Here is a 19,454-nt window from a genome sequence, read left to right as displayed (position 1 = left end):
GAGGTTAATATAGTGTTAAATATTAAAGAGTTGCTAGAAGATATTAAGGCTTCACCCTACGAAGAAATTGAAATTTCAGTACCACATACAGGTCTAGTGGAATATTCAGGCCTTAAGGTTGGCGACAAGGTTAATGGTCCTTGTGGAGAGTGGAAGGAAAAATCTGGAACGGTGCTGGCAAAGCTTACCCGTGAAAGAAACACTAAGACTATTACTGCTCCCGAAAAAGGTGAAATTGTTTCTATCAGACAGGAGCTTGAAGGGCAGTTTGTTGAAGCAGGAGAATCTCTTATTAAGATTCGTCATTTCCTCTCTAAAGAAGAAGTGATACAGCTTATTTTGAAGAAGGCTCTTTTTCTTTTTAATGCACCGGAAAAAGCAAAATACTATTTCACTCCTGAGGTTGATACTAAGATCAAAGGTTCCGGCGAGCGTTCTGTAAAAGTTACCGAAGGTCTGGACCTTTTCATTGTTTCTCGCATGAAAAGAGAAACAGCCTTAAATTATAGTGGTCCTGAAGGACTTATTTATTCTGTTTATTTTCAGAATGGTGATAATGTAGATGCCGGTCAGCCTCTTATAGGCGTGTGTCCCGCTGACCAGTTAAATCAGATTCAGGAAGTTGTGAATCGAGTCCAAAGTGAATGGGAAGAGAACGAATAGGATTTTTGATTGTGATCATGCTTTATGCTAAAATGTTGTCATTGACGGACCCTTTTTATCCGTATTAGGAAAGGAGCTTTCAGATGGGACAAGTGCTTCAGATAAGGGTTATGGCCCAGACTTATGATGAGTCCGAAGTTGAAAAGAAATGGCCTCATCTGGTTGAGTCCGCATGGCAGCTGCCGCAACCTCCCGGTCTTCCACACGGGGTTTTGGAACTTGTGGATGATCTTAAAGGTCGGTTGGATTTAGGGATGATGTCTGCCGATATGACTGAAAACCTGAGCGAGACTGTTCGTGAAGCATATAATTTGAAAGTCAGGCTGGAAAAAGCCTTAGGCGATTGGAAGGCATCAGAAGCCAATACAATCAGTTATGATCTGGAAGATGTATTAAGTGCTGCTGAAAGAATTGCAGCTAAGATAAAAGACAGATAAATGGGGGCCGTACATGGCAGGAAGCATGAATAAAGTTATTTTGATTGGACGCATCGGGCAGGACCCGAAACTGTCGTATACAACCTCCGGTCAGGCTGTTGCGAATTTTTCAGTTGCTACTGATGAAGGCTATAAAGATCGTAACTCTGGACAGAAAGTTGATAAAACTGAATGGCATCGTGTTGTTGCATGGCGTCAGACTGCTGAGTTTGTAGGTAAATATCTCTCTAAAGGTCGTCTTGTACTGGTTGAAGGTAAGCTTCAGACCCGTAAGTGGCAGGACCAGAATGGTCAGGACCGCTATACTACCGAAATTCAGGCCAACAATGTTCAAGGTTTGGATAGCAGGCAGGACGGAGCATATCAGGGCGGACAGCAGGAAGGATATTCGCAGGGACAGCAACAAGGTGGATATCAGCAGGGGCAGCAGTTCAATAATCAGCAGGGTGGCTATCAGTCTCAGAATCAGGCTCAAGCCCAGCCTCAGCAGCAGAATAATCAGCAGGCACAAGGTCAGCAGTATGGCAGCTATCCTGATGATGAAGATTTAGGTCCAGCTTTTCCTTCTGAAGCAAGTGGTATGGACGAGGTTCCGTTCTGATTCGTCGTGTGTAGAGAGTGTCCAGTTACCGGCAGGAGGATTGCTTTTAATCCTTGAACTGTTGGGCCGTATAATATTTTATGGAAGAGAAGGGGATGGACAGGACTCTGACCGAAGTCATCAAGTCCGAGTCGCGGGAAGAAATCATCGACATCATCACCGGAGTCATCGTGGCAGGAATCACGATCCATGCTGATGAAAAATCGTCTATGACTCATTTACCACATGGTACGACATGGACCGGGTAAATCCCTCGGTCGAGTACTCCTGCATTAAGGGTGAGAACATCAACCCGTGCGAAAGGTTCAACTGTGGGTGAACACTAAAGTTGTATACTAAAGCCGTTCCTGTTGGACTGTAAATTCAGTCTAAAATAGGAGCGGCTTTTTCTTATGCGGCACATTGTCAAGCACCCCGTCAGTTCTGATTTCAAATTTTCATAGGCCGTAACTGTTCCTCACCACATGGTGAAAGTTTTGATACACCTTTTCTTATTCGTGCTCAGTGGCACCAAGTACCGATTCGGTACCAAATCAATTTAGGACCGCCATTTTTATGTCGTTGTCTACGCAACCAAAGCCGCCCCGCGATCAGTTATGCCGTTGTTTTGGAAGCACTAAGCTTTCAAAGCAACGCTGCAAGTTCTCGGGCAAGCGCAGCAATTGCCTTTTGCGACACTCCGTGCCTGCTCAAAATTATATTGTAAAACTCTCTCGCCCATTCGTCCTTTTGTTTCCATATCCAAGCAGCCTCTATAAGTAGGCTTCGCAGCCTTCTTTGCCCTACCGGACAAAGAGTTGCTCTGCCTTTACTACTGCCGCTTTGCCGGATCACTGGAGCAAGTCCAAGATAGGATCTGACTTCTTTACTTTTGTTAAAGCGTTATGGTTTAAATCTTTCTGGCGCAAATGTTGTTGCTACAACTCTTCCAACACCAGAAACGGACTTCATTGCAGCAATACGTTTGGCTTCGTCTTGATCCTGAGCTAGTCGTTCAAGTTTTGTATCAACATCTTTTTGAGCGGAAATGAAATATTGAAGTTACGAAAGAAGGATGTCTCTGGTTTCTGATGCTCCTGCAGGGAAAATTTGTTCTTCAAGAGCACTAACTGCTAAATATATTAGCGGTCTATACTTACTGGTTCATTAACACCTGAAGACAAAAGCAGAACTCTGATACGTTGCTTCGCCTTACGTATTGAATCAGTGAGATGATGGCGTCTTCGCGATAATGCACGAAATGCTTCTTCTCTTTCGTTAGGAATAGCAATTGACCGGAGCAGGCCTGACACTGCAAGTTCCGCGAGCTTTATGCAGTCAAGACTGTCAGCTCTCCTTGTGAGTTTCACAGTCACTGGTAGTCTACCAAATTAAACACGGGCGTGCTGACATAGTACTTTTATGTCAAAAAAAATGGTGGATTATCAGAGGTAAAGATCAATAAGTGAATTAAAGAAGGGCGTGGGACTGAGCGATTCTTTTTTACTATTGGTTAGTCTTCTAGAATTATTAAAATGTGTTAATAGCCCGATTGCAGTGTAGAATTACGCTTTAAGCTGTTTGTAATGGTTATAAATTAAAATGCTTTTTTAAACGAAGTTTATAATCAGTGTTCTCCGCAGCGTAATGGAATAAAACTGCATATAGTCGCATATATCTGTATGCCCACAACATCACATATATTGCAGTTGTATACACAAATCCTTTCCAAATACGAATATGCATATCTCTGCTGATTTTATCATGCTATCGAACGTTGCTAAAAGAATGGGTAATGAAAAAAGCAGAGTTCTCATATCGCCTACTTAAGAAAGGCTACATCCTTTAATTGTACCACCTTTCCACAAATAATCCCATGCTTTCTAATTGTCTATTTCTCTGAACAATTCCTGTTAATTACAGACTCAAATCATAGAAAATTATTACCGTATAAGTTGAACTCAGCTCGGTACTAGCTGTTTACCTATATATAGTTGGGTAAGAATATATTTTTTGCCTATTTTAACGATGTCACTATTCTTTTTTATTTTGATGTGATAACTCTGTAGTATATGAATAATTGTATCTATATAATTGTTAATATCTATACAGAGAGGGTCTATTGAGCATTCTATCCTTCCGGTCACATAAGAAATTCCTGAGAGAATTGAATTGTACAGCTGCTTTCCTGCTATTTTCGGGGATTAGTTTCTGTTTATGCACGCTGGTGTCTCTTTCCGGCTGTGCTGAGCACTCGTCAGGGTTTATATTTACACATCAGGATATAAGCATCTCCGTTAATGTTACTCCGAACGCTAATAACAGCAGTGCTGTAGCAGTAGATGTTCTTATGCCTTTGACTGATGGAACCGAAACAGCTGTTGCTTCGTTGTCTGCGAGACAATGGTTTTCGGGAAAAGAGCAGTTTCAACGGGATTATACGTCAGAACAGGATTATTGGGTACTGCATCATGAGTATGTACCGGGCATAGTCGTCCCTCCTATAGCTATTAATCTGAAAGATCAGACCAAATCTATTGTCATATTTGCCGACTACCAGACAGAGGGGCTGCATCGGTTTCGTACAACTCGTGGAGACAATATGGTACTTACGTTAGGTAGGTATGATTTTACCGTTGCTGGACCCAACACTAAAGAACCAGGGGCTGGAAATGAGTGATTCTACTGCCATTCCTGATGCTGTCCTTTGGCATGAGGGTATGCTTCTCATGCCTCAACATTTCCAAGCGGCAGATCAACACCATGAAGCTCAATTACATTACAAGCTGATGAGTCTTAACCCATTTAGTTGGGGGGTAAATTCTCTTGAAATCAATCAAGGGCTTTTGCTTCAGGGGCTTTTTCGTGTCCTTAGCTTGAGTGCTGTTATGCCAGATGGGCAGATAGTATGTTTTAAGAATGATAATGCCCGGCATATAGAATTGGAAATATCCCTTGATGCTACGGCTGCCGAACAACCTGAGGGAGTGTGTATCTGGATCACAATACCGAGACATGCTGACGGAACATTAGTCGATGACAAAACCTCTCGATACTATAGCCGGGAAACGATTGTCCGAGATCAGACTACCGGTGAAGAGATTCAGGTGCCTGGGCTGGTGCCCAATATTGCATTGTGGGCAGGAGATATTCCTCCTTCACGATTTTCGGCCTTGCCGTTGGCTCATGTCAAAGCAAAAGGCGTACAGTTTTTTCTAACACATTTTGTCTCTCCGTTAATGGTTGTTAGAGACGATACAAAGCTATACTCGCTGTGCCATACATTGGCAGAGAGGATACGGAGTAAGGCTTCGACTTTGGTTGATAGAGCCGCATCGTTAAGTGCAAATGAATCTTCTTTATTGTTGGAAACACGTTTTCATATGTTAGGGCTTCTTACAGGTCTTTCGGCATTTGAAGCACTGCTTCATTCCGGGGCTGCACATCCACTGACATTATTTACAGCAATGCACAGCCTTGCAGGAGGAGCAGCAAGTATAGGCGGAGCATTTCTGCCGCCGCGTGTTGACTATGAGCATGCCGATCCCATGCGGTGCTTTAAAAAACTAGCCGCTTTTATTTGCCGTATGATTGAAGCTGGTATCCCAGAAGCATATAAAACGCATGTGTTTAAACAAGAAAAATCTGTATTCACTCTTGAAGTCAAGAATATACCATACAGTGAGGGCGATTATATCATAGGAGTCTCTTTTGGACCGAATGATGATCCTCAGAAAATAAAGGAATGGATGGATCAGGCGGTCATAGGCAAGGACGAGACACTGAATAAACTTATGAAGCAGCGCACCATCGGTGCCAAGCGTAGCATTCTTGATCGTATCGCGGGGATGGTAACACCTGTTAAGGTTATTCTATATAAAGTTCATATGGATGAAGCGACTGCTCCACCAAATGAACTTTTCATTGCCGGTGTAGCTGAAGGGCAAGATATGCTACGGCCTTCTTCGATATGCCTATTTACCTTTCATACAAGCAACAATGACACTTCTACTGCTAATTATTCAGCAGAAAATTTGAATTTTGTTTCAGAGTCAAATGTGCAGACCGGAGTGAAATGATGATCCTTGCACAATCAATTTCATGTACTGCTGGAAGTGAGCGTCTTGATCATTCTGCTATACGACAGTTTCGGGAATTCACAGGGCTGCTTTTTAAAATCCTGACTACGGCATTTTCAGAACAAACTGATTTTGAGTCTCCAGACCAGCTTCAGGGTGAGCTCTTAGAGTTACTGCAAAGCCAGGTAAAAATGCTTCCGGCCAGCAGCGCTGCTGAGGTTCAACTTGTTATGGTTGGTCTGGCTGACGATCTGTTTTTATCTAATGAATGGTACGGACAGGCATGGTGGAATTCCAATCCTCTTGAATATCGACTTTTCGGAACCAGATCTGCGGGTGACAGGCTATATGCAATCGCCGACCGTATAATCTGTGAACGTTCACGGGATAATGCCGCATTAGCGGCAATATTGCTTGATGCCTTTGCTCTAGGGTTTACAGGAAAATATGGAGACTCCGTAAACAGTATACCTACTGTATATCATTCCGGTTTACGAGAATTGATTGTCCTTGGACGTACTCAAGAAGAATTATCACAAACAACTTTTTGTCCAGATGCTTATGGGCGTAATTTTACTCCATCTGTAGCTCGTAGTCTTCCATCTCTTAGATATTGGATGCTTGGAGCTGGTTTAGTGTGCGTGAGCTTGCTTGTTCTTTCTCATTTTGTTTGGTGTTCAGCTATTGATCCGCTTAGGGATGTTCTTAATCAGTTACCTGTGTAGAGGATTTAATGTCAGTAGCATCCATAATGGATATAATTCGTTCACATTTGTCATTGCTGTTCTTTGGGGCGGCAGTGAGTACTTTGTTGTTTGCTGCTGTGACAATGTTTGCTCTGTGGCGTATTCACAAATCTGCAGAGAAGTTTGTCTCTGTTGAACCTGAGGGAGAAGCAGAGCAGAGTAAACTCTTTGGCTCTACCAAAAAAGAAATACGTCTTAGTCTCCAAAAACAAATGAACGCAACTGTGCGATCAATCGGTTTATGGCGCTTACGTGACGTTCCATGGTGTCTAGTGCTTGGAGATGCTGAGGATGGGGGGGAGAAAATATTTGCCAATGCAGGAGCGCAAAAGTCTAATGGCAGCATATTTAATTGGTTTCAATTTAAGCAGGGAGTCGCTCTGGTTCCGCTTGGTCCATTGGGTGATATAGGAAATATTCACGCGAAGTATGCTTTTACCTCTCTGTTGAAAGTGATGTTGCGTTATAAGCCTTGCAGGCCTCTTGACGGACTCATCGTTGTGCTTCCAGCACAAAGCCTTGACTCTATCGATAAAGCTGAGACTTTAGGAGAAGCTGTGAATTCTCAGCTGGCTCATTTGCAGGATACATTGGGAATGCGTCCACCAATTTATTTATTGGTCACTTCTTGTGAATGTATTGAAGGATTTTCTGAAGTTTGTAGTGCTCTCTCTTCCGATCAATTACGTCAAATGTTTGGTTGGTCTAGTCCTTATGTCCCCGATGCTACATGGTCTTCTGGATGGCTGGACGAAGCTGAAAGAAGTATCTTGGGGGCGCTTGAAGATCTCCGCAGTGAAATATTTTCCCGACCGATAGAGCCTAAAGTTGCTAAGCATATATTTGCATTTCAATCGCATATTGAAAGTTTTTTTAAACCATTGCGCCGTCTTACAAACGAAGTGTTCCGTCACAGCGTTTATCATGAGCCGTTTCAATTTCGAGGTATTTGGTTTTGTGGGTCTCCAGTCGGTCGGCAGGGCCAGGGTGCAGTATTTATTAGGGACCTTCTTTCGCAGAAAGTGTTTGCGGAACACTCCTCTGCTGTCCCAGTTAGTCGAATTATGACTCGGAGAACAGGCATAATCCGTGCTGCTCAGTTCCTGATTGTTTTTATTTTATGTACCTGGGCCGTCTTTATCTGGGGTGGAGGCAATGCCTTGCAGAGGGATGTGCCAACGGTGCTGCCTGTGGTTAGAACATATATTACTATGAATAATGCCACTGGCATGACGTGGTGGACTGAAGGATTGCAGATTCCGCAAAACCGTCTTGAAAAAATGGCAACTAGAGTTCCCCGTATCCAAAAGGCCTTTCAGAATAATGCACGTACTCTTTTAATGACTATGGAAGGAGCAAAGGATGGCTGGCTTACATCTATAGTTTTTCCAACAAGTTTTTTGTATAGGATTGAGTCACGTATCGACAAATTGTACAGCATGATCTTCAACGAAATAATCCTAAAAGGGGTTACACTTGGTCTGCTATATAAGGGGTCTGAAATTTACAAAGATTCACCAGCAATTCCAAATGTGAATGTGGCTGATGCTTATATAACTGATCTTCCTGCATATAAAGAATTGAATAGGCATATCAATGATTCCGCTCTCTTTAAGACTCGTTGCGAACAGTTCAATAGCTTAAAAAGTATACACAATGTCGACGATCTGAAAGATATAATAAATTATGTTTTTAATCTCGATTTAGAGAATGTCTTCAATGAAGACAGAAAGAGGTTGGAAGGTATTATGGCTAAAAGTACCTACCAACGTATCGATTTGAGCAAATATTCTGAGCGTGCGGTAACTGCATTTGATAGCAGAATGTCACTCCTTTATGAGCAGATTTTTGATGGTAATCCATTATTGCACGCTACAAATGAACTTGTCGACGCATTAGGCTCGCTCACGCAAAATGGCGGCTCGTATCGTCCCGGTAGTGAAGAAGTAAGAGTTGAGGATGATATTGCCGCAGTGCGTGGCCTTTTGAGTAATCCAGAACAGAATTGGCCGGCAAAACTAGATTTTCCGCCTGATTGGCCAATGAATGATCTTTTCACAAAGGCTGCGTCTGAAACTCTGTTGCGCGCATTTAATATTGATAACTGGCGCAAGAAGGGTGAGATCAGACACAAAACCCTCTATGCCAATTTAGCCCAAAAAAAATCGCCACCTACAGGCACACTATTTATTACCGGAGACTCTGTCCTTACTCTGAGACCAATAGTGATCTTACTGCAGCAATCGATTTCTGATTTGCGAAAACAGGTATTCATGCGTAAGGCTGAGGATTTTCCCCTTTCTCCTGATATTCCCCCGGCCACACGTCTTGTCTGGAAAATATCGATGCTCCAACAAGCGGTAGAGCTTGCGGCTCCTTTTGACGTTTATTTTAACAACGAAATGAAAGAATTTCCCAGCTCATTTCGTAGTACAGTACAAAAGCAGGGAGGGGAGCGCCTATCCGAGAATATCGCAGCTCTTATTGGCCAGGCACAGCAGTTTGTTCCTGTTCATAGTTTAACTTATTCGGGGCGTTTCAGACCAGAAGGGGACGGGGCTATTAATTTCAGTCAGGCAGCACCTCTTTTGTTGCGAATTCTCGACATCTATAATCGATTGGGACAGCAATACGAACGTTCTGAACTATCCGCAGTTGTTGACAAACAGGCTATGAATCTTTTGCGCAGAAGTGATGAAGCTCTTAAAAAAGAAAAGTTATATACCCCTAATTATCAATCACTGGATAGATGGGACGGAAATACACCTGTTTCGGTGGCTCTTTTTGGACTGCAAAGTAAAAAAGAACTTGTTTCATACCTTGCTTCTCAACGTGATAGGATCCGTCTTATTTCTACAACCTGGGCAGAACCGGCACTGGCCTATTTGTATATGCGAGATGACTTCACTCAGGATGACTTCTCCATCATTACCCGTTGGGAAGATATTATTGATGACCTTGATCAATATGATGCGCATGTCCCCGGCAATTCGTTAACCCAGCTTGAGCAATACGTGCTGTATGGGCTTGGCAATCAAACCGCAGTTCCCCCTGTAGCCGGAGATGGCTGGTTTAATCAAAAGACTGTTGCGTTATATGAAGCCGTACATAAGCGGCTTGACTGGCTGTATTTACAGCGGTTTTCACAGGCTTGGAATCAGGCCGCAGACTATTTTACCCAAAAACTGGCCAGTCATTTTCCTTTTTCGTCTCCGTCAAATATTCAGGAAAGTGCGTCTCCAAATGATATTCTGACTTTTCTATCAATGTTGCCCCAACCCCCTGATGTAGAACTGCCTATTAAGATTCAGCGTTTTTTGAATAGTATAGAAGAAATCCGCATATTTATGGGTGACCCGAAACAAGGTGAGAGCCTTGGTCCGTTAAGTTTTGATGTTGAGCTCGCATTTCATGATCCGCAATCCGGAGAGCTCAATACAGATCAACTTATCGATCAAAAATTGCAACTCGGCAGAACGCTCTTATCGTGGCGCAATGGTAAACGCGCAGGACTGTGGAGCTACGGTTCACCCGTTATGTTTACTCTTCAGTGGGCCAAAGACGGCCCTCGCATCCCCGTAAAGATAGAAGAGGATTCCGGTACACCTGACTCACAAACAACTGTTGTTTATAATTATGATTCTCCATGGGCTCTTTTGGCTTTTATGCAGGCTAATCGATTTAAGGATGAGTTTCTTGTCGATGGAACCACACCTAAATCGGGAACAATAATGTTTGAAGTTCCTACAAAGCGTAAGGGATCAGAGGAAGTGGACAGCAGCTCGGTCAGAATGCCTGTTGAAAGCAGTTCAACAGGCGTGGTGAGGTCTTTTTTGAGAATAACATTACGTAAAGTAGGTAAGGCAGGAAGTCCTCCTGGAAAACAGCTGACTCTTCCAGATATGTTTCCACAAGAAATGCCGAAATTTGATCCATATTCTGTTTGGTTGAACTTAAAAAGATTTTAGGAGTAAAGGCAGGAGTTTACATGGAAAACTATACATTTACTTCGTCCAGCGGGACGGAATATGAAATTAATTTGTCGTTGCTCCTCTCTCCTCTGTCGGAGACTTCGCCATGTGGTGAGTATCTTATCTATTCAGAGACTTATGATGCGATTAAGGATGCACGCCGCGAAGAAGATATAAATCTGCCCCGAGGGGTGTGGACCCGAGAACTTAAGCGGGCCGACTGGCCAAAAGTTTTTAGATTATGTGAGGACGCTCTCGCAACTTCAAGTAAGGATCTGCAGATAGCTGCATGGCTCACGGAAGCTTCATTTTGTCTTTATGGAGCAAAAGGGCTGTATGACGGTTTGAACCTGATACTGGAAATGACCAAAACATTTTGGGATTCGGTACATCCCTTGCCTGATGGCGATATTGATAAACGAACTGCCCCGTTTCTTTGGATGAATGCGGTATTGGCAGAACGAGTTAAATTTTTAGCTATTACTGAGCCTGAAATACACCATGGGCGCACCTATACCTATGCTGATTGGGCGGAAGCTGAATATTTAGAGCATATCGGTGTGCGGGATAAAGCTATTCTTGCCCAAGCAGAGCGGGAAGGAAAAGCAACCCGGGAGGGAATCAATCAAGTTGCTGGCTCGACCTCCGTTTTGTTCTACGAAACCCTGATTAATGACCTTGCCGAATGTCTGACGAAACTAAATGTCTTAGAGAATTTACTGGATACTCTGTGCGGTAAGGATTCTCCCGGTTTTGGACTTTTGCGAGAAATGCTCCAGTCCATTCTTATCCGCACGCAAACATGGCACAAGGAAGGAAATTATACAGTGACAACTGATGAAACCGTGGAAGCTGTTGATATCCTTGAAGAGGGTGCAACTTCAGGACCTGTAATCACCAGCCGTCAGGAGGCTTACCTCCTTTTAAATAAGGCTGCCGATTACCTTCTAGCCACGGAGCCGCACAGCCCGACTGCGTATTTAGTCAAACGGGCTGTATCGTGGGGGCAGATGCCGCTGGCCGACTTGCTCGGGGAGCTAGTGGGTGAAGACCATTCTCTGAATAGCATACTCTCCCTGCTAGGCATCCCCGAGGGGGATAATCTGTCATAGGTAAGTCCGGGGGCATGTCGTTGCCCAGAAAAACAACCTTTAAAAGGAGAACTAAACATGTCCGAAAGCACTCAACAAAAATTGGGACGGGTTCGACCTCCTAGAGTCCAGATCACCTATGATGTGGAGATAGGTGGGGCCATAGTCATGAAGCAGTTACCCTTTGTTGTCGGTATGATGGCGGATCTTTCCGGCAAGCCGGAAGAGCCACTTCCTCCGCTTAAGAAACGCAAGTTTGTCTTTGTGGATCGAGATAACGTGGATCAGGTCTTGGCTTCAGCCGCCCCGCGACTTGCCTTTCAAGTTCCTAACAAGTTGGGTGACGATCCTGCAAACCTGAATTTGGAGCTTAAGTTTAAGGAAATGGATGACTTTCTGCCCATTAACGTTGTTAAACAAGTACCCGCTCTTAAGTCATTGTTCGATTCAAGGCAGCGCTTGGTAGATTTGCTTGGAAAACTTGATGGCAATGATGAATTGGATAAATTGATGCAGGAATTTATTCGGGATGAAAGTGAACTTAAGACTTTGGCTGACTTGGCTATGGCTGGGTCGGAAGAAAAGGAAGAAGCTAAGGGGGCGAAAGGCGCGAAGGATTCAAAAAAAGCTGATGATGCAGTAGAATCTGCAGCGCCAGAACCGGAACAGAAGGAAGATGAGGATAAGGCTGGTAAGAGCAAGCCTGAAAAAGCATAACAATCCAGGCCTAAAAGGAGTTCATAATGAGTCCTGAAAATAAAAGTACTCTTGATAAATGTCTGTATGACGGAAAAATGGCCAAAGATGAGTCGCAGGTTCCTTATGCCAAGGCCATGCTTGCTGAGTTGGCAAACCAGCTGCTTTCAAAGGATATGGAGCCATTGGAAGATACAGCAGCTATGCTGGTTGATCGCATTGCGCGTATTGACGAGTTGATTTCTACACAGCTTAACGAGGTCTTGCACTCTCCTGATTTTAAACAGCTTGAAGGCACTTGGCGCGGATTGAATTATCTGGTCAAAAATTCCGAGACAGGAGAAATGTTGAAACTGCGCGTTCTTAATATTTCGCGCAAGGAATTGCAGGCTGATCTTGAAAAAGCGGTTGAGTTTGACCAAAGCAATCTTTTTAAAAAAGTTTATGAAGAAGAGTATGGAACATTTGGCGGTATGCCTTACAGTTGCCTCCTGTATGATTTTGAATTCGGCAGGCATCCTCAGGATATGGCGCTGATAGAGAAACTCTCGAATGTTGCAGCGGCGGCGCACACTCCGCTTTTGACCGGTGCAGATCCCAAGTTGTTTGATATGGACAGTTTTACTGAGCTCGCAAATCCTCGTGATTTGACTAAGCTGTTTGAAAGTTCAGAACTAATTAAATGGCGTTCTTTCCGGGCGAGTGAAGATTCTCGGTATGTGACGCTTGCTATGCCTCATGTTTTATTACGCCTGCCATATGGACCGGATACCCTGCCGGTAGAAGAGTTTAATTATGTAGAGGATGTGGATGGTCATGAACATAAGAAATACCTTTGGGGTAATGCCGCATGGGCTATGGCACAGCGTATAACCTCAGCCTTTGCAAAGTATGGCTGGACTGCTGCCATAAGAGGAGTGGAAGGCGGAGGACTTGTTGAAGGGCTGCCTACTCATACTTTTAAAACTGATGACGGTGATATCGCCGTTAAGTGCCCAACTGAAATAGCGATTACGGATAGGCGGGAGAAGGAATTGTCTGATCTAGGTTTTCTTCCGTTGATATACTGCAAGAACACCGACTATGCGGCCTTTTTCGGGGGCCAGACTACTAACAAACCAAAGATCTATAATACTGACGAGGCCAATTCCAACGCCAGGCTTTCCGCAGTGTTGCCATATCTGCTCAATGCAGCTCGTTTTGCTCACTACATCAAATCTATCATGCGTGACAAAGTCGGTAGTTTTATGACTGCCCAAAACGTATCCGATTACCTGAATACGTGGATATCAAATTACGTGCTTTTGTCTGATGATGCAGGTCAGGAAATCAAAGCACGTTATCCGCTGCGTGAGGCCAGAGTTGATGTAACCGACGTACCGGGCAAGCCGGGTGTATATAATGCAACTATTTTCTTACGGCCGCATTTTCAGCTTGAAGAACTCACGGCCAGTATTCGTCTTGTAGCCGAACTACCGCAGCCTGCAGCTTAACCATAACCTCGCAAGAGAATAGAGGAATCACTAATGCAAAATATGTTTTTGAAGATCAAGGACATTGATGGAGAGTCCACGGTTAAAGGCTACGATAAACAGATAGAGATTTACTCGTTTTCACATGGATTTTCCCAACCAACATCACCTATTCGCAGTTCCGAGGGAGGTGGAACAACTTCACGTGCACACCATTCTGATTTTTCAGTGTCAAAGCGTTTTGACCTCTCAAGCCCATCAATATGCAAAGCTTTGTGGAACGGTACCACTATTGATGAAGTGATTTTCACAGCCTGCCGTATGGATGGAAGCGATGTAGTTGCCTATATGATCTTAACCATGAACGATGTCATTATTTCCAATTACAGTGTCAGTGGTGGTGGAGACTTGCCAGTCGAAACACTTTCTTTGAACTACGGAAAGATTAAATACGAATACAAACAGCAGAAAAAGGTTGGTGGCGCCAGTGGAACCGCAGCAGCTACACATTCTCTAGAAACGAATGAAATATCGTAGTGAATCATGCAGCGTATTCAAACGACATACATAGCACCTCTTCTGGACCGGCTCGTGGATGACACCCCGCATGCGGGGCCTGAGCCGGTTCCCAAGAGGACATGCCTGTCTGAGGATTATCGGAGAATCGTATTGCGGGACGTGCTCAAACTTCTCAATACTAGAGCTTCTCAGGCCGACTGGCTTGAAGGAAGCGATGTCCCGACTGTTCTTGACTATGGCTTACCGGATCTTGGAGGGAGAGTTGCGGGGGTACAAGTTGACGCCGAGCAGCTTGCCAGGCTGGTAGCTCGTGCTATCAGTGCCTTTGAGCCTCGGCTGGAGAATGTGCAGGTCTCAGCTGTTCCTTTGTCTGAAATTTTGCACAGAGTTGCCTTGGCCAAAGGAGAGAGAGACAGGGTATACTCTTCAGCTAATCCGGTGTTCGGTACTGCTGCCGTTACAGACGCTGCCGGGCAGGATACGGCAGGGCAGAGATTTCGTGTCGGTTTACAGATCGAAGCCCGTTTAAAGGGTGTATCCGGGCGCATGAGCTTTTCTTTTCCTGTGACATTTGATGCACAAAGCACGTCATTTAGTGAAGAGGAGAAAAGTAATGGCAAGTCATGAATCAGATGCAGGAGTTCGCGACTATTATCAAAGTGAGCTTGCGTATCTTCGTAAGGCGGGGATGGAATTTGCAAAGCACTATCCCCGTATTGCAGGGCGGTTGGAGCTGGGACCGGACATAACTCCTGATCCATTTACTGAGCGGCTTATCGAGTCCTTTGCATGGCTGACAGCAAGAATCCGCCGAAATATTGATGCTGAAATCCCTCAGGTTTCTACTACGTTGCTGGGTATGCTCTACCCTAATTTTACAAGTCCGGTACCATCTATGAGCATTGCGGAATTATCCCCTGACCCGGACAAAGGAGATTTAACTTCCGGGTACACTATCCCTGCAGGGACCAAGCTTCACTGCGCAGCACAGGACGGGGACGTTACCTTGCGCTGGAGCACGGCATGGCCTGTAACTGTATATCCTGTTTCAGTCGTTGAAGCTGTTTTTGAACCTCCGTCCCTGTATAATTTTCAGGGCAGAGCAACCCATGCTTCCACTGTTTTGCGGTTGCGGCTGCGTGGGCAAGGAGTTCCTCTTTCTGCTTGCATACTCAGCACATTGCGTATCTTTCTTCATGGAGATTGTTTTGATACTTTCCCACTGTACGAAGCTCTTGTTTCCGGCGTGCTTGATGTTTGCCTGCGTAGCCCTCACGATAATCCTGATGCTTCACCTCTCTCTCTCGGAGCTAAAAATCTTAAGCCTGTAGGATTCACTCCTGAAGAACTTCTTCTGCCGCGTGGAAGTTATTCTCACCCCGCTTATCAATTGATTCAGGAATATTTTGCATTTCCTGAACGATTTCTTTTTGTTGATATTGCAGGATTAGAACAACTGAAATCCACTTCTGACAGTGTGGATATCCTTATCCCGCTCTCACAAGTTCCCGCAAGGCGAACTGTCGTGAACAGTGCGATGTTCCGCACTGGAGCTGTTCCTGTGGTAAATCTGTTTGAGAAAATTTCTGAACCGATTCGATTGGATGAGACGCAAAGCGAATATCGTCTGATTGCTGATGCAAGGAGAAATCTGTCAACAGAGATTCACTCTATTGAATCAGTCAGTGCCGTGGAGCCTGGTAGAACCGAAACATTACGCATAGAGCCGTATTTCGCTTTAACACATCATATGATAGCGGAGCGTGCCCGTCTTTTCTGGTTGATGCGTCGTTCTCCTGCATTTACAGGGACACCCGGCACAGATGTTTATCTGTCATTCACGGATCTGGACTTTAACCCGATGAGTCCTCCAGCACGTACTGTATTTGCCCGTCTTTTATGCACAAACCGTCATCTTGCTGCATCAGCGCAGGCTGAAACTTTGCTTGATCGCGATATAAATATGCCAGTGGGTGATATCCGGTTACTTCTTAAGCCTACACAGCAGCGTTCGCCCTCCATAGGTGGCGCAGCCATGTGGCGTCTTATCTCACATCTCAGCCTGAATCACTTATCACTTGATGGTCCGCAAGCCACAGATGCTCTGCGTGAAATTTTGCGTCTTTATGCCGCAGACGATGATATTCCGTCACAGCAGCAGATACAGGGGGTAAAGAATATACAATGCAGACCCGTGGCTAAAAGAATCGGAAATCTGGCATGGAGAGGTTTTGTCCGCGGAACATGTATGGAGCTGACTTTGGAGGAAAGTAATTTTGCAGGAGGCAGTGGGTTCGTGTTTGCCTCAGTCTTAAATGGATTTTTCGGCCTTTATGCAAATGTAAACACCTTTACACAGCTGACGCTTAAAAGCGCCGGGCGCAAGGGAGTATGGTATCAATGGCCGCCGAAAACCGGATGTCAGCCTGTACTTTAAACGAACGACTCTACACGGAACCGTGGCGTTTTGATTTCTGGCAGGCAGTGCGTATTCTACGCAGCCTGACAGAGGGAGATGTGTGCGCCGACAGTCCCGAGGATGAGACTATCCGTTTCACAGCCAGAGTCTCGCAGGCATTTCCTGCAAGTGAGCTGTCTGCTGCGGAAACAGAAACGGGGAAGGCTGCATTGCAGGTTAATTTTATAGGTCTTGCCGGTGCCCACGGTCCATTGCCGGCTCCAGTAACAGACCTGATAATGGAACGCATTCGTGTTGGTGACACGGGTTTACGAGATTTCTTGGATATATTCAACAATCGTCTTATTTCCTTGTACTACAATGCGATTGTTAAACTGCATCCAGGAAGGGGAGCTGACCCGCATCCTTCTGAAAGTCCTTTTGCCAAGTACGCCTATGCTATTGCGGGGATGGGCACAGAAGGGCTTTGTACATCTCCTGTTCCGGAAGCTCCGGGGGGGGCAGGTGTTCCTGATGCATCGCTTCTGCGGCATGCCGGACTCTTTGCCATGCATCCTCGTTCGGCTGTCGGTTTGGAAATGTTAGTGGCAGATCATTTTGAGATTCCGGCAAAGGTTGTGCCTTTCCGAGGGGACTGGCTGACCATTGAGCCGGAAGACCGGACACGTATAGGTCCGTCCGGTCAGAATCAGACGCTCGGCGAGGATGCGGTGCTCGGCAATAAGGCATGGGATCAATCCTCAGGATTTACTCTTGTGCTCGGACCGCTCACGGCAGATCAATATAAAAATTTTCTGCCTTGTCCTGCGGGAAACTGCCGAACTTTGTTACTGGATCTTGTACGGTTTTACGTGGGGGAAGGTATGGAATGCAATGTGGAATTGTTGCTTAAGGATGGCGAGCATATTGATATGCGGCTTGGGTTTGGTGGGGATGGGTGGTTGGGGTGGGTGTAATAAAAAATCTAATATACTGTCCTGAAAAGGTAGTCGCAGATTTAATGATAGAAACATGATAACAAATTATATTAATAACATAAACTGCATGAGATATAACTATGCCAACAATAATTCCCAATAAAATTCATTTTATATGGGTTGGGAACGAAGTTCCGAATCCCCAAGCAAGGAACCTTGCAAAGTGGGCTATGGAGAATCCTCAATATGAAGGCGTTTGGTTGTGGACAAACACCTCAAACATTGAACGAAATGCAGATATAATTGCAAACATTCTTCGCGAATATCCAAATGTTGAAAGAGTTACAGCACTTACTGATATAATTGGTGTTAAAAAGCTGATTGTGTTCAGAAATGATACAAGAAATCTTATAGCTATAAACATTCGCTCAATATCAACTCTTCATGCATTGGGCAATCCTTCTCATCTCTATGAAGAGCTTACACATTGGAAAAATTATGGAGCAGTAAGTGATATAATACGTATATGGGCACTTCATGCGAAAGGAGGAATTTATCTTGATTTTGACACATATTCAACAGGAGCTCCTCTTCCAACCAATATTAATGCGCCTTTTAATATTCATTTCAAAAAAAATCTGGATATAACCTTGTAATGGAATCTGAAAATACATGGCTTAGATAGCATCGCACTCATGACAAACATCACTACCCTAACTACCCCCCTAGGAAAAGATAAACTAACCCTAGACGCAATAACCGGACAGGAAGCTATTTCTGAGCCGTTTACCTTTTCTGTGTCCGCAAACAGCAAAGATAACGCACTGGATTTTACCTCTATAGTAGGTAAAGACGTTTCAGTCGCTATTCAATTGCCGGGCGGAAAATCAAACAGATATATCAACGGAATGGTAACACGCTTTACCATGGGGCTTAGCACAGTTGAAGCCACGCATTACACTCTGGAGCTGCGACCGTGGCTGTGGCTCATGAACATGCAGGCGGACTGCGCTGTGTTCCAGAACATGAGTGTGCCGGAAATAGTTAAAAAGATTTGCAACGATGCAGGTTATACGGACATAAGCGATAAACTTACTGGAAGTTATGACACGCGCGAATATACGGTGCAATATAATGAAACAGCTTTTGCCTTTGTCTCCCGTTTGATGGAAGAGGAAGGTATTTTTTATTTTTTCACCCATACATCCAGTGCCCATACTATGGTACTGGCAGACAGTGCCAATACTTTTGCAGAATGCGAACAGGCGGACTCGCTGACTTTTCATGCTAAAAATGCAAGCAATATCCCTGCTAAGCAAATTACTGATGTTTCGCTTTCCCAACGCACTATTACCGGAAAATATGGAACAGGTGACTATAATTTTGAAACCCCTGATACAGAGCTTACTTCAACGGCTGCGGGGGAAAATAGTCGGATGATATATGAATATCCTGCGGGCTACACCGTCAAAAGCACAGGGGAAACCATTGCTGGTAGAAGGCTTGATGGGCTGGAAGCAAACGAGAAGGTTCTCTTTGCTTCCTCTCCGGCATCCGGTCTCTGCGCTGGTGGAACCTTTACCGTAACAAAACATGATCGTCGTGATATCAATGCCAAATGGGCAGTTACCGCGCTATCTATTTCAGCTTCCACTGAGCAGTGCAGATACGGCATTACCGCCATTCCCGCAGAAACTAAATATCGTCCTGTCAGTACATTTTCAAAACCGCGAGTTCCTGGTCCGCTTACTGCTGTGGTCACAGGTAAGGCCGGGGAAGAAATCTGGACTGATAAGTACGGACGCATCAAAGTGCATTTTTTTTGGGATAGGCAGGGTAAAAAGGATGAAAATTCGTCCTGCTG

Annotated in this window: 18 protein-coding genes and 1 pseudogene; 16 read left to right on the top strand and 3 right to left on the bottom strand. The window is 44.6% G+C overall.

Going from position 1 to position 19,454, the window contains the following annotated elements; genetic code table 11:
• The first annotated feature begins 12 nt into the window (after positions 1-12).
• From H589_RS0104270 to H589_RS0104260, 3 genes are all read left to right on the top strand, one after another.
• Entirely contained in the window at positions 13-663 is a 651-nt protein-coding gene (locus H589_RS0104270; protein ID WP_027720884.1) for a biotin/lipoyl attachment domain-containing protein, read from the top strand.
• Between the two features lie 83 nt (positions 664-746).
• Positions 747-1,100 carry a hypothetical protein gene (locus H589_RS0104265; RefSeq protein WP_027720883.1) on the top strand — a complete coding sequence of 118 codons (354 nt, stop codon included), beginning with the start codon at positions 747-749 and terminating at the stop codon, positions 1,098-1,100.
• 13 nt (positions 1,101-1,113) lie between these two features.
• Entirely contained in the window at positions 1,114-1,701 is a 588-nt protein-coding gene (locus tag H589_RS0104260) for a single-stranded DNA-binding protein (protein WP_027720882.1), read from the top strand.
• On the opposite strand, the gene H589_RS20755 is transcribed toward H589_RS0104260, so the two are convergent.
• The 3 genes and pseudogenes from H589_RS20755 to H589_RS20750 all read right to left on the bottom strand — a co-directional run bounded on the left by H589_RS20755 (position 1,629) and on the right by H589_RS20750 (position 3,056).
• A complete protein-coding gene (locus H589_RS20755) occupies positions 1,629-1,919 on the bottom strand; it encodes a hypothetical protein (protein ID WP_156891649.1) in 291 nt (96 codons plus the stop codon). The genes H589_RS0104260 and H589_RS20755 overlap by 73 nt on opposite strands.
• Before the next feature lie 406 nt (positions 1,920-2,325).
• Positions 2,326-2,571: pseudogene (locus H589_RS21205) on the bottom strand (IS110 family transposase); the annotation flags it as partial.
• A 251-nt stretch (positions 2,572-2,822) separates the two neighbouring features.
• Positions 2,823-3,056 (bottom strand): IS110 family transposase, encoded by a 234-nt coding sequence (locus H589_RS20750; RefSeq protein ID WP_156891647.1) that lies wholly within the window; start codon positions 3,054-3,056, stop codon positions 2,823-2,825.
• A gap of 746 nt (positions 3,057-3,802) precedes the next feature.
• Here H589_RS20750 and H589_RS0104240 point away from each other — a divergent pair.
• The 13 genes from H589_RS0104240 to tssI form a co-directional block, all read left to right on the top strand.
• Positions 3,803-4,360: a hypothetical protein gene (locus tag H589_RS0104240; protein WP_169433103.1), complete on the top strand. Its 558-nt coding sequence runs from the start codon at positions 3,803-3,805 to the stop codon at positions 4,358-4,360.
• Positions 4,353-5,759 carry a type VI secretion system baseplate subunit TssK gene (tssK, locus tag H589_RS0104235; RefSeq protein ID WP_027720878.1) on the top strand — a complete coding sequence of 469 codons (1,407 nt, stop codon included), beginning with the start codon at positions 4,353-4,355 and terminating at the stop codon, positions 5,757-5,759. The genes H589_RS0104240 and tssK overlap by 8 nt, the downstream gene beginning before the upstream one ends.
• On the top strand, positions 5,759-6,484 hold the full coding sequence (locus tag H589_RS0104230) for a DotU family type IV/VI secretion system protein (protein WP_027720877.1): 726 nt from the start codon (positions 5,759-5,761) through the stop codon (positions 6,482-6,484). The genes tssK and H589_RS0104230 overlap by 1 nt, the downstream gene beginning before the upstream one ends.
• Positions 6,485-6,492: 8 nt before the next feature.
• On the top strand, positions 6,493-10,473 hold the full coding sequence (locus H589_RS0104225) for a type VI secretion system protein (RefSeq protein ID WP_027720876.1): 3,981 nt from the start codon (positions 6,493-6,495) through the stop codon (positions 10,471-10,473).
• A 20-nt stretch (positions 10,474-10,493) separates the two neighbouring features.
• Positions 10,494-11,588: a type VI secretion system protein TssA gene (gene tssA, locus H589_RS0104220; RefSeq protein WP_027720875.1), complete on the top strand. Its 1,095-nt coding sequence runs from the start codon at positions 10,494-10,496 to the stop codon at positions 11,586-11,588.
• Between the two features lie 57 nt (positions 11,589-11,645).
• Positions 11,646-12,284: a type VI secretion system contractile sheath small subunit gene (gene tssB, locus H589_RS19140; RefSeq protein ID WP_084146865.1), complete on the top strand. Its 639-nt coding sequence runs from the start codon at positions 11,646-11,648 to the stop codon at positions 12,282-12,284.
• Positions 12,285-12,310: 26 nt separating this feature from the next.
• Positions 12,311-13,756, top strand: a complete 1,446-nt coding sequence (gene tssC / locus H589_RS0104210) for a type VI secretion system contractile sheath large subunit (RefSeq protein ID WP_035075072.1) — start codon at positions 12,311-12,313, stop codon at positions 13,754-13,756.
• 33 nt (positions 13,757-13,789) lie between these two features.
• The gene (locus H589_RS0104205; protein WP_027720873.1) at positions 13,790-14,272 is read left to right on the top strand and encodes an Hcp family type VI secretion system effector; all 483 of its coding nucleotides are present in this window, start codon (positions 13,790-13,792) and stop codon (positions 14,270-14,272) included.
• Positions 14,273-14,278: 6 nt separating this feature from the next.
• Positions 14,279-14,881, top strand: a complete 603-nt coding sequence (gene tssE, locus H589_RS20275) for a type VI secretion system baseplate subunit TssE (RefSeq protein ID WP_084146863.1) — start codon at positions 14,279-14,281, stop codon at positions 14,879-14,881.
• Positions 14,868-16,691: a type VI secretion system baseplate subunit TssF gene (gene tssF, locus H589_RS0104195; RefSeq protein ID WP_027720872.1), complete on the top strand. Its 1,824-nt coding sequence runs from the start codon at positions 14,868-14,870 to the stop codon at positions 16,689-16,691. Before tssE ends, tssF begins: the two co-directional genes overlap by 14 nt.
• The gene (gene tssG, locus H589_RS0104190; RefSeq protein ID WP_169433102.1) at positions 16,655-17,629 is read left to right on the top strand and encodes a type VI secretion system baseplate subunit TssG; all 975 of its coding nucleotides are present in this window, start codon (positions 16,655-16,657) and stop codon (positions 17,627-17,629) included. The genes tssF and tssG overlap by 37 nt, the downstream gene beginning before the upstream one ends.
• 101 nt (positions 17,630-17,730) lie before the next feature.
• Positions 17,731-18,246 carry a TcdA/TcdB catalytic glycosyltransferase domain-containing protein gene (locus tag H589_RS0104185; protein ID WP_027720870.1) on the top strand — a complete coding sequence of 172 codons (516 nt, stop codon included), beginning with the start codon at positions 17,731-17,733 and terminating at the stop codon, positions 18,244-18,246.
• A gap of 39 nt (positions 18,247-18,285) precedes the next feature.
• On the top strand, positions 18,286-19,454 hold a 1,169-nt coding region (tssI, locus tag H589_RS0104180), incomplete at its 3' end, for a type VI secretion system tip protein TssI/VgrG (RefSeq protein WP_156891645.1).

Source organism: Maridesulfovibrio zosterae DSM 11974 (genome assembly GCF_000425265.1).
GTDB lineage: Bacteria > Desulfobacterota > Desulfovibrionia > Desulfovibrionales > Desulfovibrionaceae > Maridesulfovibrio > Maridesulfovibrio zosterae.
This window is presented reverse-complemented; position numbering and strand designations above follow the sequence as displayed.

Coding starts and splice junctions, on each gene's coding strand:
- H589_RS0104265 (WP_027720883.1), top strand. CDS start 747: ATGGGACAAGTGCTTCAGATAAGGGTTATGGCCCAGACTTATGATGAG.
- H589_RS0104260 (WP_027720882.1), top strand. CDS start 1,114: ATGGCAGGAAGCATGAATAAAGTTATTTTGATTGGACGCATCGGGCAG.
- H589_RS20755 (WP_156891649.1), bottom strand. CDS start 1,919: ATGAGTCATAGACGATTTTTCATCAGCATGGATCGTGATTCCTGCCAC.
- tssK (WP_027720878.1), top strand. CDS start 4,353: ATGAGTGATTCTACTGCCATTCCTGATGCTGTCCTTTGGCATGAGGGT.
- H589_RS0104230 (WP_027720877.1), top strand. CDS start 5,759: ATGATCCTTGCACAATCAATTTCATGTACTGCTGGAAGTGAGCGTCTT.
- H589_RS0104225 (WP_027720876.1), top strand. CDS start 6,493: ATGTCAGTAGCATCCATAATGGATATAATTCGTTCACATTTGTCATTG.
- tssA (WP_027720875.1), top strand. CDS start 10,494: ATGGAAAACTATACATTTACTTCGTCCAGCGGGACGGAATATGAAATT.
- tssB (WP_084146865.1), top strand. CDS start 11,646: ATGTCCGAAAGCACTCAACAAAAATTGGGACGGGTTCGACCTCCTAGA.
- tssC (WP_035075072.1), top strand. CDS start 12,311: ATGAGTCCTGAAAATAAAAGTACTCTTGATAAATGTCTGTATGACGGA.
- H589_RS0104205 (WP_027720873.1), top strand. CDS start 13,790: ATGCAAAATATGTTTTTGAAGATCAAGGACATTGATGGAGAGTCCACG.
- tssE (WP_084146863.1), top strand. CDS start 14,279: ATGCAGCGTATTCAAACGACATACATAGCACCTCTTCTGGACCGGCTC.
- tssF (WP_027720872.1), top strand. CDS start 14,868: ATGGCAAGTCATGAATCAGATGCAGGAGTTCGCGACTATTATCAAAGT.
- tssG (WP_169433102.1), top strand. CDS start 16,655: ATGGCCGCCGAAAACCGGATGTCAGCCTGTACTTTAAACGAACGACTC.
- H589_RS0104185 (WP_027720870.1), top strand. CDS start 17,731: ATGCCAACAATAATTCCCAATAAAATTCATTTTATATGGGTTGGGAAC.